The organism is Salipaludibacillus sp. CF4.18 (assembly GCF_051262595.1).
GTDB lineage: Bacteria > Bacillota > Bacilli > Bacillales > Salisediminibacteriaceae > Salipaludibacillus > Salipaludibacillus neizhouensis.
Genome location: NZ_JBIMEV010000044.1, coordinates 1 through 15,899 on the forward strand (window position 1 = coordinate 1; position 15,899 = coordinate 15,899).

The 15,899-nt window shown below is 39.0% G+C and carries 12 protein-coding genes; 11 read left to right on the forward strand and 1 reads right to left on the reverse strand.

Annotated features, from left to right (window positions below; genetic code table 11):
• Positions 1-451 precede the first annotated feature (451 nt).
• From ACHABW_RS19665 to ACHABW_RS19715, 11 genes are all read left to right on the forward strand, one after another.
• The gene (locus ACHABW_RS19665) at positions 452-1,330 is read left to right on the forward strand and encodes a 3-keto-5-aminohexanoate cleavage protein (RefSeq protein ID WP_435757822.1); all 879 of its coding nucleotides are present in this window, start codon (positions 452-454) and stop codon (positions 1,328-1,330) included.
• Positions 1,331-1,345: 15 nt separating this feature from the next.
• Positions 1,346-2,305, forward strand: coding sequence for a 3-hydroxyacyl-CoA dehydrogenase NAD-binding domain-containing protein (locus tag ACHABW_RS19670; RefSeq protein ID WP_435757824.1), 960 nt, complete (start codon positions 1,346-1,348; stop codon positions 2,303-2,305).
• 22 nt (positions 2,306-2,327) lie between these two features.
• Positions 2,328-2,798: a thioesterase family protein gene (locus ACHABW_RS19675; protein ID WP_435757826.1), complete on the forward strand. Its 471-nt coding sequence runs from the start codon at positions 2,328-2,330 to the stop codon at positions 2,796-2,798.
• 34 nt (positions 2,799-2,832) lie between these two features.
• Positions 2,833-4,032: a quaternary amine ABC transporter ATP-binding protein gene (locus tag ACHABW_RS19680; protein WP_435757828.1), complete on the forward strand. Its 1,200-nt coding sequence runs from the start codon at positions 2,833-2,835 to the stop codon at positions 4,030-4,032.
• Positions 4,029-4,859: an ABC transporter permease gene (locus ACHABW_RS19685; protein ID WP_435757830.1), complete on the forward strand. Its 831-nt coding sequence runs from the start codon at positions 4,029-4,031 to the stop codon at positions 4,857-4,859. The genes ACHABW_RS19680 and ACHABW_RS19685 overlap by 4 nt, the downstream gene beginning before the upstream one ends.
• 20 nt (positions 4,860-4,879) lie before the next feature.
• Entirely contained in the window at positions 4,880-5,776 is an 897-nt protein-coding gene (locus ACHABW_RS19690; RefSeq protein WP_435757832.1) for a glycine betaine ABC transporter substrate-binding protein, read from the forward strand.
• A gap of 242 nt (positions 5,777-6,018) precedes the next feature.
• Positions 6,019-7,752, forward strand: coding sequence for an ABC transporter ATP-binding protein (locus ACHABW_RS19695; RefSeq protein ID WP_435757834.1), 1,734 nt, complete (start codon positions 6,019-6,021; stop codon positions 7,750-7,752).
• Positions 7,742-9,586: an ABC transporter ATP-binding protein gene (locus ACHABW_RS19700; RefSeq protein ID WP_435757836.1), complete on the forward strand. Its 1,845-nt coding sequence runs from the start codon at positions 7,742-7,744 to the stop codon at positions 9,584-9,586. Before ACHABW_RS19695 ends, ACHABW_RS19700 begins: the two co-directional genes overlap by 11 nt.
• Before the next feature lie 255 nt (positions 9,587-9,841).
• The gene (gene ade, locus ACHABW_RS19705) at positions 9,842-11,587 is read left to right on the forward strand and encodes an adenine deaminase (RefSeq protein ID WP_435757838.1); all 1,746 of its coding nucleotides are present in this window, start codon (positions 9,842-9,844) and stop codon (positions 11,585-11,587) included.
• Between the two features lie 212 nt (positions 11,588-11,799).
• On the forward strand, positions 11,800-12,309 hold the full coding sequence (locus ACHABW_RS19710; RefSeq protein WP_435757840.1) for a hypothetical protein: 510 nt from the start codon (positions 11,800-11,802) through the stop codon (positions 12,307-12,309).
• Positions 12,278-13,348 carry a methyl-accepting chemotaxis protein gene (locus ACHABW_RS19715; RefSeq protein WP_435757855.1) on the forward strand — a complete coding sequence of 357 codons (1,071 nt, stop codon included), beginning with the start codon at positions 12,278-12,280 and terminating at the stop codon, positions 13,346-13,348. Before ACHABW_RS19710 ends, ACHABW_RS19715 begins: the two co-directional genes overlap by 32 nt.
• Positions 13,349-13,643: 295 nt before the next feature.
• On the opposite strand, the gene recQ is transcribed toward ACHABW_RS19715, so the two are convergent.
• Complete coding sequence (gene recQ, locus ACHABW_RS19720) at positions 13,644-15,776, reverse strand: DNA helicase RecQ (RefSeq protein WP_435757842.1); 2,133 nt, start codon at positions 15,774-15,776, stop codon at positions 13,644-13,646.
• Positions 15,777-15,899: the final 123 nt, after the last annotated feature.

The following is a 15,899-nucleotide window of genomic DNA, read 5'->3' on the forward strand; positions in this document are numbered from 1 at the left end:
TAATATTTAGGGGAGTTTTTTTGCGAGGTAATCTATAAAATTATTAGTTTTTAGGAAATGTAATTTCCCTTTAAATAATAGGAGGGCAATCAGTTCTAGCGGAAATTCTTCGAAACAAGCTTCTGTGGTAACAACAAAGACTGTAATGCAGTTTTCTTATATATAGAAATTTTCGGATAGAAGAAAGGTTCTTGTCTGATAATAATAACAAGTTTAGATAACTAAAAATATGCTGGCATTCAAAAATGTCTATTCATTTTTCAATGAAGAGAATCCCTTGGGTGGTCAAAGGTTACATGCTTTTAAAAGGTTAACAAATTAAGTGTTTACATGAAGGAAACATTGCAAACAATACTTGTCTCATGTATAGTCAATAACATATTAATTAACCGTCCAGATGGTACACTAAAATGATTACATACTAAATTATATGAATATTGGAGGAGATAAAATGGCAAAAGTTCTACTTACTGCAGCTGTTACAGGTGCTGGAGAAACGACAAAAAAGAATAATCATGTACCGGTAACTCCTAAAGAGATTGCAGAATCGGCAATTGAATCAGCAAAAGCAGGAGCTACTGTGGCCCACGTACATGCACGTGATCCAATAACAGGGGGAGTCAGCCATGATATCGATCACTATCGTGAAATTGTTGATCGTATTCGTGATTCTAAAACAGATGTCATTATTAACATTACTGCTGGAGGTGGAGGGGATTTTATCCCTAGTTTAGATACACCTGCTGCTGGTGGAGATGGTTCTCATGTGCAAACACCTGAAGAACGCCATAAACCGATAGGGCAATTATTACCGGAAATGTGTACATTAGACTGCGGCAGTGTAAATTTCGGCAATATGATTTATGTAAGTCCAACAGAATGGTTAGAAAAACAGGCGAAACTAATCCAAGAAAGTGGTGTAAAGCCTGAATTAGAATGCTTTGATACAGGTCATTTACGTTATGCGAAACATCTTGTAGATAACGGGCTCGTCGATGGAGATCCTATGTTCCAATTTTGTTTAGGGATACCGTGGGGAGCGGACGCAGATGTCGAAACGATACTATATATGAAGAGTCGCCTTCCGATTAATGCTAGTTGGTCTGCTTTTGGGATAGGTCGTATGCAAATGCGGATCGTAGCCCAAGCAGCGATGCTCGGCGGAAATGTCAGAGTTGGACTAGAGGATAATCTTTATTTAAAGAAAGGTGTTCTAGCCCGTAACGATCAACTCGTAGAAAAAGCAGTTAAACTACTTGAACAACAGGATATCGAAGTGATGACACCACAAGAAGCCCGTTCATATTACGGTTTAAGAAATTCTAAATAATGGAGGAAGATACTGATGCAAGAGTCTTATAAAATTGCCGTTATTGGAACGGGTGTGATAGGAAACGGCTGGATTGCTCGTTTTTTAGCCAAGGGTTTCGATGTCATTGCCTATGATCCAGCACCTGGAGCAGAAGAGCGCACAAGAAATATGTTAAAGCGTGTTTGGAACTCGTTAGAGCAATTGGGACTGGCTGAAGGGGCGTCTCAGGATCGCTTATCCTTTGAAAGTTCAGTGGAGGCAGCTGTGAAAGATGCTGACTATATACAAGAAAATGTACCAGAACGGGAAGACTTGAAGAAGAATGTACTAAAAGCGATCGATGAGCATGCTAGAAACAACGTCATTATAGGTTCAAGTACTTCTGGAATCATGCCAAGCACTTTACAGGAAGGATTGACTTATCCAGGACGACTTATCGTGGCACATCCGTTTAATCCTGTATATATTTTACCCCTTGTAGAGCTAGTCGGCGGTGAAGCAACAGATGACAAAACGATGGAAAAAGCACGAGTGTTTTTTGAAAACTTAAATATGAAACCTTTAGTAATCTCAAAAGAAATAGAGGGACATGTAGCTGATCGCCTAATGGAGGCTCTTTGGCGTGAAGCGTTGCATTTAGTGAATGATGGGATTGCTACAACAGAAGAAATCGACAGAGCCATTACTTATGGAGCAGGCCTTCGCTGGGCACAAATGGGGCCATTTCTTACCTTTCATCTAGCCGGTGGAGACCAAGGTATGCGTCATATGCTTGAGCAGTTTGGCCCTGCATTGAAACTTCCTTGGACAAAGCTTACGGCTCCTGAACTTACAGATGAATTAAAGGAAAAAGTCATTTCGGGCTGTGAAGCGAGTGCAGGAAATGCAACAATCGCTGAGTTGGAACAAAAACGAAATGAATTCTTAGTGAAGCAATTGGAATTAGTAGAGGAATATTGGCCAGTGTCTGTTTCTTCGCAAACAAACATTTAATCTTAGAGAGGAGTGATTAACCATGGAACAATCGCCTGTTCGTTATTCTTGTAAAGTTTTAGAGGATTGGGTCGATTATAACGGTCATATGAATGATGCGGCCTATGCAAAAGTTTTTAGTTTGGCGACAGATAGCTGGATTAATGAAATTGGTCTACACGCGGAAGCCCGCCAGAAATATGCATATACGATTTTCACGTTAGAATCACACCTTTGTTATCTTAAAGAAGCACATGAAGGTGAAGCTTTGCAAGTGTTTATGCAATTACTCGACGATGATGAAAAACGACTTCACATTTTCTTTCATATGCAAAATGAAAAAGGGGATCTCCTCGCAACGAATGAGCAAATGTTAATGGGAATGGATACTGCCCAACATAAACCTGCTTCGTTTCCATCCGGTGTTACCGATCATATTTCGAGACTAAGGCAAGAACAGAAGCATTTAGAAATCCCAAAACAAGCAGGTAGGAGAATTGGAATAAAACAATAGTTGTTGGTGGATGTAAAGAAAGGTGAGATTGTCTATGAGCAAGATTGAAGTCAAAAACTTAACAAAAATCTTTGGTCCCCATCCTCAACAAGGTCTTAAACGCCTCAAGAATGGAGAATCAAAGGAAGACATTCATAGAGAAACAGGATTAACAGTTGGTGTAAACCAATCCTCTTTTGCAGTAGAAGCAGGAGAAATTTTTGTCATTATGGGATTATCTGGAAGCGGGAAATCAACATTAATTCGCCTGGTAAACCGGCTAATTGATCCAACTGACGGAGAAGTACTTGTGGATGGAGAAGACATCACAAAGATGAGTAAATCAATGCTGATCGAAACACGACGAAAAAAACTTGGAATGGTTTTTCAAAAGTTTGGTTTATTCTCTCATCGCACAATTATTAACAATGTGGCGTTTGGATTAGAAGTTCAAGGTGTTGCGAAAGAGGAACGTGAAAAGAAAGCTCAAAAAACGATTGAAGATGTTGGGTTAAAAGGATATGAAAACAGCTACCCGGATCAACTAAGTGGTGGGATGCAACAACGAGTTGGATTAGCACGAGCATTAACAAATGATCCAGACATCTTGCTGATGGATGAAGCATTCAGTGCCTTGGATCCATTAATTCGTAAAGAAATGCAAGATGAGCTGCTAAACCTTCAGGATAAACTAGGTAAAACCATTTTGTTTATTACACATGACTTAGATGAAGCACTTAAATTAGGAGATCGAATTGCAATTATGAAGGATGGGAAAATCGTTCAAATAGGAACTTCCGAAGAAATTCTTGAAAACCCTGCTAATGATTATGTGTCGAACTTTGTTGAAGACGTTGATCGTTCTAAGATTTTAGAGGCGTCCAGTGTAATGAAAACACCAGAAGTCCTCATGAGCTTCAAAGATGGCCCTCGTGCGGCAGTTCGAAAGATGGAGGATGTTGGTGCATCCAGTATTTTTGTAGTAGATAAGGACAAAACTTTCAGAGGGCTTTTAACGATTGATGATGCAATTAAAGCTTATAAAGAAAGCTTACCTATTGACGATCTTTTAATACGAGATCTTCCTACAGTGGATCCAGAAGCGATCCTAAACGATTTGATAGGTCTTGCAGTAGAAGCTAAATATCCTATTGTCGTGATGAAGGATGGGAAACTATTGGGAATTATCTCAAGAGTATCTATCCTATCTGGATTAGTGCTAGGCAAGGATAAAAGTGAGGTGTCATCTCAATGAACTATTTTTACTTTCCTTTAGAGGAATGGACCAACAACTTTGTTAACGATTGGTTGCTTCCTGTAATGGGGGGATTCTTCAATGAAATTAGCAGGATACTCAGAATATTTATAGGTGGCGTTACAGACGGACTCATTCTTATTCCACCTGAACTAATTACGCTAATATTAATCGTAATATCTTGGAAAATAGCAGGAAGAAATGTTGCCATTTTCACATTGATCGGTTTTATTTATATAGGTTCAGTGGATTTATGGGAAGCAGCGATGCAAACGGTATCCATCGTTATTGTCTCCACGTTCTTTTCTATAATAATAGGTATCCCACTAGGAATTTTTGCCGCTACGAATAAAGTGGCAGATAAAATTATCAGACCTATTTTGGATTTTATGCAGACATTACCGAGTTTTGTATATTTAATCCCAGCTATCCTATTGTTCGGATTAGGCGGAGTACCGGCAGTTATCTCAACCTTTGTTTTTGCAACACCCCCAGCGGTAAGAATGACTAGTCTTGGAATAAGGCAGGTACCTGAAGCTGCTGTGGAAGCTTCATTAGCATTTGGTTCAACGGCAAAACAACTTTTATTTAAAGTTCAGCTTCCATTAGCTTTACCAACGATTATGGCGGGGATTAATCAGACTGTCATGCTTGCATTATCAATGGCAGTTATCGCTTCGATGATAGGAGCCCCTGGACTTGGATCTGTCGTTCTCTCAGGAATCTCTACGGTTAATGTTGGACTTGGATTAACTGGGGGTCTCGGAATCGTTGTTCTAGCAATAATTCTAGACCGTATTACACAAGGTATTGGCGATAAATTATAAATTATAGGAGGAAATGAATTATGAAGAAAATAATAAATGTATTAATAAGTACAGCAGTAGTTACCGCTATAGCAGGATGTGGTGCTGAAGACGACAATGCAGGAGAAATTACGAATAGTAATGCAAATCAGGGGGCAGTGGGTGAAGGTGAAACAATTTCGTTTGGTGTAACACCTTGGACAAGCACAATCCCACCAACAGAAGTGGCAAGCTTGATTTTACAAGAAATGGGTTATGAAGTAGAGCAAACAGATGCAGATGTAGGGAGTATTTTCGTCGGTCTTTCAAGAGGCGATCTAGACGTGTTCATGGATTCATGGATGCCGATGCACGAAAATTATTTAGAGGAATATTCTGATTCTGTCTCTGACACTGCCGTGAGTTATCCGGAAGCGGAAACGGGTTGGACGGTGCCGGCGTATATGGAAGATATTAATTCTGTTGAAGACATAGTAGGAAATGAAGATTTATTTAATAATGAAATGTATGGAATTGAAGAAGGAGCGAGTGCTACAAAAGAATCAAATGAATTAATTGAAGCTTATGATTTGGATATGACACAGGTTGCTTCCTCAGAGGGTGGGATGCTCGCCGAGGCTCAACGTAAGATGTCAACTGAGAGTCCGGTAGTTTTTTACGGATGGCGCCCCCACACAATGTTTAATCAATTTGACTTGAAAATTATAAGTAATGAAAAAGGATTTTTTGAGACATCATCTGTTCATGTAGTGACGAGTAATGATCTCAAGGAACGAGCACCAGAAGCGTATGAATTTTTCAGTAACTGGAGTATTTCCATTGATGATGTAGAAGAAATGATCGTTGAAATTGAAGAAGGTGGAAGAGACGCAGAGGAAGTAGCACAAGAGTGGATCGATAATAACCGAGAGCAAGTAGACGAAATGATGGGACAGTAATGTTTTTAAATAAGAACTAGGTTATGAAGAGATTTAAAATAGGCCTACAGTTAAGCTGAGCATCGGCTTTACTGTAGGTTTTTTTTATAATAACTACTTCGCAATTCGAAACATTTTCGTGCCAAGAAATCGTTTTTTATGATAAAGTAATATAGGAGATAAATACAAAGGTGTTAATAGTTATCAGAAAATTCCCTCTTTTGTAGTGGAAACAATAATAGATTTGAAAGAAGAGATCCTATATGAAACGTTTATTTTCATTTCTGGGCCCGTATCGGGTAGCAGTGTATGTAGCACTTTTTTTAACAATTGTTGAACTAACGGTTGAACTTCTTCAGCCGTTGCTCATGTCAAAAATTATTGACGATGGAATTATGCAGAATGATTTATCTGTCGTGATGCTTTGGGGCGGTGTCATGGTAGGATTCTCCCTCATAGCCTTCGCAGCTGGTGTGATCAATTCTTTTTATGCGGCTCATGCCAGTCAATATACTGGATTTGACTTGCGAACCAAACTATTTGAGAAGGTGCAGTCTTTCGCATTTTCTAACTTTAGTCAATTTCCTACATCATCTTTAATGACAAGGATGACAAATGATGTCAATCAAATTCAGAATACGATTTTTATGAGTTTGAGAATTATGCTTAGAGCTCCGCTTCTCGTCATCGGATCGATTATTATGGCGTTATTTGTGAACGTTCAGCTTGCTTTAATTCTCGTAGTAACGATACCTTTCCTCATTGCCTTTCTTGTGTGGATGGTGAGAAAAGCAGGCAAGATGTTTAAAGCTGTCCAAGCCAGAGTGGATATCGTTAATAACGTTGTTCAGGAAAATTTAACAGCGATACGGCTTATTAAAGCGTTTATACGCAGAAAGTACGAATCCAACCGTTTTACGATAGCATCCGACGAACTACGTGTGAAAACGGTGAAAGCATTACGGCTTATCGAAGCAACGATGCCAGTCATTTTACTCGTGATGAACGGAAGTATTATGGCTGTGCTCTGGTTTGGTAGTGTAGGTGTTAATAATGGAGGTGCAAGTGTCGGAGAAGTTGTCGCAATCGTGAACTATGTGACGAGAATGACGGGTGCCCTTTCGATATTTTCGATGATTGTCATTATGTTTTCGAGAGCGCGTGCTTCTGCAGATAGAATTGCAGATGTACTGGATGAAGAAGTAGATTTAAAGGATGCAGATGATCAACCGAACGGCCCAAGAATTACTGCTGGAGAAATTGAGTTTGACAGGGTTACTTTTCGTTATCCTAACAAAGAGAAACGAGTCGTTAACGGCTTGTCCTTCCAAGCGAAAGCTGGCGACCGGGTTGCGGTCCTAGGTGCTACGGGTGCGGGGAAAACTTCGATGTTTCAACTAATTCCTCGGTTATATGATCTTGATGATGGTACGATTTGGATTGATGGACAGGACATTAGAAAAATGAAGCTGTCTCACTTACGCAGGCAAATTGGCTACGTCCCGCAGGAAGCTATGCTGTTTACGGGATCGATATATGACAATTTGCTCTGGGGCAAAGAAGATGCAAGTCTGGATGAGATGATACAGGCCGTAAAAGATGCTCAGATTTATCATACGATTGAAGAATTACCAAATGGCTTTGATACGCGAATAGGCCAGAGAGGTGTCAATCTTTCCGGAGGACAAAAACAACGGTTATCGATTGCGAGAGCACTCATTAGAAAACCAAAAATTCTTCTATTAGATGATAGTACCAGTGCATTAGATGTGAAAACTGAGGGAAGATTACTTGATGCGTTGAGAAATTATTCTTGCACCACGATTATGATTACCCAAAAAATGAGTACGACAATGAATGCAGATCAAATCCTGCTGATGGAGAATGGCACCATCTCAGCAAGAGGAACTCATGAGGAATTAATGCGTTCTTCCCCTCTCTATCTGAAAATCTATGAATCACAATTGGGAAAGGAGGGGGCAACAGGTGCTAGATAAACTAAAAGAACCTTTTCAGCAGGAAAAATTCAAGATTAACACTGAAACAACAGATGAAAAAGGGGGAAGTCAACCCCAAACAACAAAACGCGCTCAGGATTGGAAAGGAACACTTAAACGGATTTGGGCTTATCTTTCGGAAAGCAAGGCTCGTCTTTTCCTAGTACTTTTAATGGTATTTTTCAGTTCTCTATTTGCATTATTAGGTCCGTTTATCGTAGGTATGTCGATTGATAATTTTATCGTGACAGAAGAAACAACGGGACTAAAGTGGGTACTTTTTTCGTTGGCTCTCATCTATGTCCTTCACTCTTCATCGGTGTGGCTGCAGCATTATTGGATGATTCAAGTTGCTCAGCAAACGGTGTATAAAATGAGAACGAATTTATTTGATCATTTACACACTTTGCCAATTCCCTTTTTTGATAAACGCAAGCACGGTGATTTAATGAGCCGGTTAACGAATGATATAGAAAACGTAAGCAATACCTTGAATAGCTCAGTGATACAAATTTTTGCCAGTATTCTGACCTTAATTGGTACACTCTCTGTGATGTTTTACTTAAGTCCGTTACTGACTCTTATTACGTTGACAATCGTGCCAGTTATGGTATATGGAATGAAATGGATTACAAAACGAACAGGCGTATTATTTAAAGCTCAACAAAAAAATCTTGGTGAGCTGAATGGATATATTCAAGAAACAATGTCTGGACAAAGAATTATTAAAACGTTCTCCCAAGAGGATAAAGTCATTCAGGAATTTGGAGAACGTAATATTGAATTGAAAAAGGTTGGATTTTGGGCACAAACTATTTCTGGATTCATTCCGAAACTGATGAACATGCTGAATAACTTTAGTTTTGCAATCATTGCTGGTGTCGGTGGAATTTTAGCAATTAATGGTGTGGTAACAATTGGAGTTATTGTGATCTTTGCGGAGTATGCCAGACAATTCACCCGTCCTTTAAATGACTTGGCGAATCAATTCAACACCCTTTTATCTGCTATTGCAGGTGCCGAAAGGGTCTTTACAATTATGTATGAAGATAATGAATTGATTGATGAACGAGAAAAAATAGAATTAAATAATGTAAAAGGTGAGGTAGTATTTGAAGACGTATCTTTTTCCTATGAGAATGATGAAGAGACAATTTCCGGTATATCATTCCAAGCTGATGTGGGTGAGATGGTTGCTTTTGTAGGCCCTACTGGAGCTGGAAAAACAACCATTATTAGTTTACTTTCACGCTTCTATGATCCTACAGATGGTGTCATATCTATTGATGGTGTCGATACTTCCTCTGTCAAACGAGAGTCGTTAAGGAAGCAGATGGCTTTTGTATTACAGGATTCATTTTTGTTCCAAGGGACTATTCGGGAAAATATTCGCTATGGTCGTTTAAATGCAACGGACGAGGAAATAGTGGAAGCGGCTAAGTCGGCAAATGCCCATTCGTTTATCGAACAAATGCCTGATGCATATGATACGGAAATAGATGCAGAAGGAGGAGGTATCAGTCAAGGGCAAAAGCAATTATTATCCATTGCTCGCGCTCTGCTAGTAGATCCATCCATCTTAATTTTAGATGAAGCAACAAGTAGTATTGATACGATCACCGAATTAAAAATTCAAGAAGCCTTACAACGACTAATGAAGGGACGGACAAGTTTCGTCATTGCCCATCGGCTAAATACGATTCAACGAGCCGATCAGATTTTAGTACTAGAGGAAGGCCAAATCATTGAAAAGGGCTCCCATGATCAACTATTAGGAGAAAACGGCTTTTATTCTGATCTGTATTACAGTCAATTAAAAAGCGAAGTTGGTTAATAAGGTAAGGATCGTGTGAAGAAACTTAACGATAAATAGACGATTGGCTTTTGAATCCTTTATAATATAAAATAATATTTAAAATCTTGCTCTAGGTTTAGCTAAACCTAGAGTTTTTTAGATACTGTAGTTTCCCTTCTAATACAGCCTAAATAAAATTTTATAAAGTGGATAATAACCGAATACTAACTAACGATGAACACATCAAATCAATACTTGGAATAAAACAGAATTTTGCAGGGGGGAAAATCGAGTATGAATTACGAAATTATTGAACAAATAAAAGCAGCGAATAAAGAGATAAAACCGGATCTTGTTATTAAGAATGGGAAGATTGTCAATGTTTTTACACTGGAAATTGAAGAAGAAGATCTGGCTATTCATAATGGTTTCATTGTAGGAATTGGTTCCTATGAAGGAGAAAAGACAGTGGATGCTAAAGGGAAATACATCGTGCCAGGATTGATTGATGGTCACGTCCATATCGAATCATCCATGGTCCCACCCAGTCACTTCGCCCATGTAGTCGTTCCCCATGGCGTAACAACCGTAGTAACTGATCCTCATGAAATTGCTAATGTAGCAGGAGTAGAAGGAATACAATTCATGTTAGATGATTCAGAAGGAAGTATATTGGACACGTTGTTTATGTTACCTTCGTGTGTACCAGCCACTCCTTTCGAAAATTCCGGAGCAGAGCTTTCCGCAGAAGATTTAGCACCTTTTTATGAGCATCCAAGAGTGATTGGTTTAGCAGAGGTCATGGATTACCCGTCTGTTTCTAATGCAGAACCGGGAATGATACAGAAGCTAACAGATGCACGAACGAGACATCGGGTCATTGATGGTCATGGCGCAGGACTAGATGCTCATTCAATGAATGTATATGGTTCGGCAGGCATCACAACGGACCATGAAAGTACGCAAATGGAAGAAGCGAAAGAAAGATTACGTAAGGGGCTCTATGTCATTATACGAGAAGGTTCTGGAGCAAAAGATTTACGATCACTCATTCCACTAGTCAATGCTGGAAATGCCCGAAGATTTCTGTTCTGCACAGACGATAAGCATTTAGATGAACTTAAAGAAAATGGAAGCATTGATGATAATGTCAGGCTTGCTGTCAGTCAAGGGCTAGATCCAATTCTGGCGATTCAAATGGCGACATTAAACGCTTCTGAATGTTATGGTCTGAAAACGAAAGGAGCAGTTGCACCCGGTTATCAAGCAGACCTTTTGTTTATTAAAAACTTGGAGGAATTTCAAGTTGAAGAGGTGTATAAAAATGGAAAACTCGTTGCTAAGGAAGGGGAAATGCTTTCTGAAGCAGCATTAATTAAAGCCCCTCCTTCTGCATTGATGAGCTCTGTGAATCTCACCTGTTTCACGAAAGAAATGCTGTCTATGAAGATGGAAAAAGGTGAAAAATCCTACGCGATTAAATTGAAACCTAACAGTCTCGTTACCGAAAAAATTACCGTGGAACCATCTGTTATAAAAGGTGAATTCCAGCCAGAAGGAGACGTTGACCTTTTGAAAATGGCAGTGATTGAGCGTCACCATAACACCGGGAATGTCGGGCTTGGTATCATTCAAGGACTAGGTTTTACAAAAGGCGCTATTGCTTTAACAGTTGCCCATGATTCTCATAATTTGGTCACAGCAGGTTTGAATGATGAAGACATGCTTGTTGCTATTCAAGAAATAGAGAGAATCAACGGTGGTATAGTTCTTGTGAAGGATGGAGAAGTTTTAGCAAGTATTACCTTAAACATAGCTGGACTAATGTCATCTGGAACGGGAGAGAAAACCTATAGTGAATTAAAAAAATTGGATAAGTCCCTTACTGAACTAGGGTTCAACGGAGATTTTAATCCATTTTCGGCATTGTCTTTCATGTGTTTACCTGTTATTCCTGCATTAAAGCTTACCGATTTAGGTTACTTCGATGCAGTGAAAGGAACGCATATTGCGTTTAAGGTAAACGAAGAGATAGAATAGGTTTCGTTTTGAAGGCTGTATCTATTGCTATAATCTGTGCGAATTATAAAAAGTGTGTTGAAAGGCTAAACAAGGGCCTTTTTACACACTTTTTTTATTTGTATTACCTTAGTACAAGTATAATAAAATAAATGTCGAAAAATAGTTTATAGATACTGGGTATTAAATACTAAGTCAAAAGTTTTAGTAAATTTGAGGTAGGAGTGAATGATTTGCAAGAGAAAAAGAATGTCATTATGTTGGTTTTTTCAGTTGTTGTTGTTTTATTATCGGTCTTTATTCATTACATGCATTGCGGAATTGGTTGGCTTGATATGTATTTGTTACTTTCACAAACAGCTGCCAGTCAGCCGGCGAGCTTGACACCTCTTCTTAACCTAATTCTCATCATACCAATTCTATTATTAGCAGCAGCTAGTTTTTTGTACTGGAAAAATAAAGCGCATCAGTTTATCCCAGTCCTTATTATGCTAGCATTAACTTTCGGAAGTATCTCAATTATAGCTGGCGGAGATGGAATGGTGGAGTATCATTTTTCGATTTTTATGGTATTAGCAAGCCTAGCCTATTTTGAAAGTGTTCGACTTGTTGTAATAAGTACAATTCATTTTTACTTTTCAACATCTCGTAGGCTACTTTACGATTCCGGAACTTTTATGTGGAACAGGGGATTATCCTTTCACATTATTGATGATTCATGCCGTATTTTTACTTTTTACTAGTGCAGTTATCGTTATTCAAATCATGGCCAGACAACGATTTGATGCTACTGTTCTCGAAAACGAAACGCAGCAAATTACATGGATAAATAATTTAATGGGCCACATTTCTAAGACTACTTCTGAATTAAAAACAAGTGTTTCAAGTTTGGAAACTGGGGCATCTGAGTCAACGGTCGCCACGAATGAAATTACACACTCGATCATTGAAATGGTTGATGGAGCAAATGTTCAGCTAAACGAATCGAAAAGAAGCACCGAACTAATAGAGAAAATGTCAGCCAGTGTTGATAAAATGACATCACAGGCTCAACGATCAGCCGAAACATCTAATCAAGCTGTGTCAAAAGCAATGCAAGGTAAAAATAGTATGGTTGAAACAGAAAAAAGAATGTCTCAAATGGCGGACGCAGTTGATAAGATGGAACTAGTAGCGAGTCGATTAAATGAAAGGACGACCACGATTAAACAAACGTTAGCGTTAATTTCCGAAATAGCTGACCAGACAAACTTGCTTGCTCTAAATGCAGCGATTGAAGCAGCTCGTGCTGGAGAAGCAGGGAAAGGGTTTGCCGTTGTTGCAGAAGAAGTAAGGAAGCTAGCAGATCAATCGAGTAGTTACGCAGGTAAAATAAACTCTGTCTTGGTTAATTTAACACAGGACACGAAAGACATGAGTGAAGTAATGAAGATAAATAAGTCAGAGGTAACGATGGGATCAAGTCAGATTCGGGACACCGCTGTGGTGTTAGATCAAATTATCAGCGAAATCGAGCAAGGTAACGATGAAACGAAGGATTTTCATTATCTTACAAATGAGATAGGAAAAAATATGTCCGAGGTTCTGAATGCAGTAAGTGAAATGACGAATATCATTGAAAAACACAAAGCTAGCTCAGTAAATATATCTGCTTCCTCTGAACAACAACTAGCGACATTTGATGAATTTAATCAGATTACGCTCTCGTTGAATAACTTAGTCAGCTCTTTAACCGTACAAATAGACGATATGGAACAAAATATTGTGAAGAAGACAGTTTAGAAGATTGCATAAGAAAAACGGCATAGCCGTCTTTTGTTAAATACAGCGTGATCTTTCGCCACCCCGAGTAGCACCTACGTAACTGCGTGTAGGTGCTACTCGAAATGAAGGGTGGGTTTCCCTTGACACGCGTGGCGTAAAGATAGTTGTCAACTTATACATTCTTATCTTCTGAAAAAAGGACCGAGACCTCGGTCCTTTTTTTATTTTTTAGAGATTATTATTTTGAACAGAGGGCTCGAATCCGCTCTAGGCCGAAGATTTTCCTATGCTAGTTTCTAGTGCGTATTTATGTTTATTTTCTAGCTAGATAGTCATTAACAAATGCTTTGATCGTGAAGTAGTCTACTTCCTCAGGCAAAGCATCCTTTAAAGGTTTTAACCCATCCTCTAAGCCGATTCTATCGACAACCTCTTCTATTAAGGGAAGCTGTGCAACGTCTATTAATGAATCAAAATTGACGTCGTAATCCTCATCAGCTGCTTGTAAAAGGTGACTTTGAACAGTAGTTTTCTTAATAGCACGAAGCTGTTCTATTTCTTCGAGTGTGCGTCCTTCTTTATACAACTCATAAGTTTTTATAAAACTAGGAGTCTCGTCTTTTTCTAGACCAATTCCATCGGCTTTTTTAGTCTGTTGTACAGCTTGCTGCTTAGGACTTTCTTTTAGATACACTGAAATTGTTGTTAAAAATGGTTTTCCGTACGTATCCAATTTGGTTTGACCGACCCCTTTAACTTCAAGCATTTCTGCTTCCGTTTCCGGGAGTTTAGAACAAAGTTCATTTAATGTCTGATCAGAAAATACCATATAAGGTGCAACCTCATGCGTTTTTGCTAATTGGCGGCGTAACTCCCTTAGTTTTTCAAATAGTGGATCACTTTTTTGAATTTGTTTTGGTTGTATCGCTTGTTTTTTAACGACATTTACTTCTCCTTTTAAAACCGGTACCACATTTTCAGTTAGTTGCAGGACAGGAAAATTACCACTTGTTAAAGCTAAATATTGTGATGCAACAAGATAGTCGATAAATTGACTAACATCTTTTTGAGTTCGGTTCTTCAAAAGTCCATAAGTAGTAAGTTTTTGAAACGAGAAATCTTTTACCTTTTGGTTTGCAGAACCTACGAGAACTTGGGCTACCATTGTTTTACCGAAACGTTCTCCCATCCGTTTAATGCAGGAGAAAACCATTTGTGCTTCTTTGGTAACATCTACAGTTTCCCGATCATCGACACACTCCGAACATCTTCCACATGGTTTTATATTCGTATCTTTAAAATAGGCAAGGATGTATGCTTGCAGACAATTTTCTGTATGGCAAAAATTAACCATTGCCTGGAGTTTAGCGTACTCATTTGCTTTTCTGTCGTCTTCCATACTTGACTGATCTATAAGAAATTGCTGGATCCGAATATCTTGAGCGCTAAATAATAGAATGCACGCACTATCTTCACCATCGCGTCCGGCACGTCCAGCTTCTTGATAATAGCTTTCAATATTTCGGGGCATTTGAGCGTGAATGACGAAACGAACATTCGATTTATTAATCCCCATCCCGAATGCATTCGTCGCAACCATCACCTGAGTTTGATCATAAACAAACTCTTCTTGCATACGGCGTCGATCATCCGTTGACAAACCACCGTGGTACTTTCCGACAGCGACTCCTTGTTGATGGAGCCTGTCATGGAGACGCTCGACTTCTTTACGAGTTGCGGCATATATGATTCCAGAATGGCTGGGATTCCGTTTTAAATAGTCTTTAATATACACATCCCGGTCTACCCCCTTCATTACATGAAAAGACAGATTTTTCCGCGCAAAACCCGTTTGGACGACATCGTCCGAATGAATCGATAGGGACTTACATATATCTTTTGTAACTTCAGGAGTAGCTGTTGCCGTAAGTGCTAACACAGCTGGTGAGCTAGCTATTTGTTCAATGAGTTCAGGAATTCTCAAGTAACTTGGACGGAAATCATGTCCCCATTGAGATAAACAGTGAGCTTCATCAACAGCAACTAACGCTATTGGTAACGATTGAAGCAGGTGTGAAAAACTAGCAGATTCTAAACGTTCAGGAGCAACATAAACGAGGGGGTATGTGCCTTGTTGAATACCTTGAATTCTTTCGCGAACTTCTTCATAACCAAGTGAGCTGTTGATGAATGTTGCGTCTATGCCCGCTTCGTGTAATTCGTCCACTTGGTCTTTCATGAGAGAGATAAGTGGAGATATAACTAGAGTGACCCCGTCAAAAACCAGGGAAGGAATTTGATAGCAAATTGACTTTCCACCGCCCGTAGGCATAACTCCCATCGTATTTTTATGAGAAAAAACTTTTCCGAGGATCTCTTTTTGACCTTTACGAAACTCGTCATAGCCATAATGTTTTTTTAATAGTTGTTCAGCTTCTAATAGCATGATTGCCTCCAAAACTTACGTTCATAGTTGAAGAATTTAATAATAGTTTAAGCATCGAAACCGAATTTTAGTTCCGGTGCTTCTCTAGTTGAATCTATACATACTCTATTAGTTTACATGAAA

Coding starts and splice junctions, on each gene's coding strand:
- ade (WP_435757838.1), top strand. CDS start 9,842: ATGAATTACGAAATTATTGAACAAATAAAAGCAGCGAATAAAGAGATA.
- ACHABW_RS19670 (WP_435757824.1), top strand. CDS start 1,346: ATGCAAGAGTCTTATAAAATTGCCGTTATTGGAACGGGTGTGATAGGA.
- ACHABW_RS19695 (WP_435757834.1), top strand. CDS start 6,019: ATGAAACGTTTATTTTCATTTCTGGGCCCGTATCGGGTAGCAGTGTAT.
- ACHABW_RS19680 (WP_435757828.1), top strand. CDS start 2,833: ATGAGCAAGATTGAAGTCAAAAACTTAACAAAAATCTTTGGTCCCCAT.
- ACHABW_RS19715 (WP_435757855.1), top strand. CDS start 12,278: ATGATTCATGCCGTATTTTTACTTTTTACTAGTGCAGTTATCGTTATT.
- ACHABW_RS19685 (WP_435757830.1), top strand. CDS start 4,029: ATGAACTATTTTTACTTTCCTTTAGAGGAATGGACCAACAACTTTGTT.
- ACHABW_RS19690 (WP_435757832.1), top strand. CDS start 4,880: ATGAAGAAAATAATAAATGTATTAATAAGTACAGCAGTAGTTACCGCT.
- ACHABW_RS19665 (WP_435757822.1), top strand. CDS start 452: ATGGCAAAAGTTCTACTTACTGCAGCTGTTACAGGTGCTGGAGAAACG.
- recQ (WP_435757842.1), bottom strand. CDS start 15,776: ATGCTATTAGAAGCTGAACAACTATTAAAAAAACATTATGGCTATGAC.
- ACHABW_RS19675 (WP_435757826.1), top strand. CDS start 2,328: ATGGAACAATCGCCTGTTCGTTATTCTTGTAAAGTTTTAGAGGATTGG.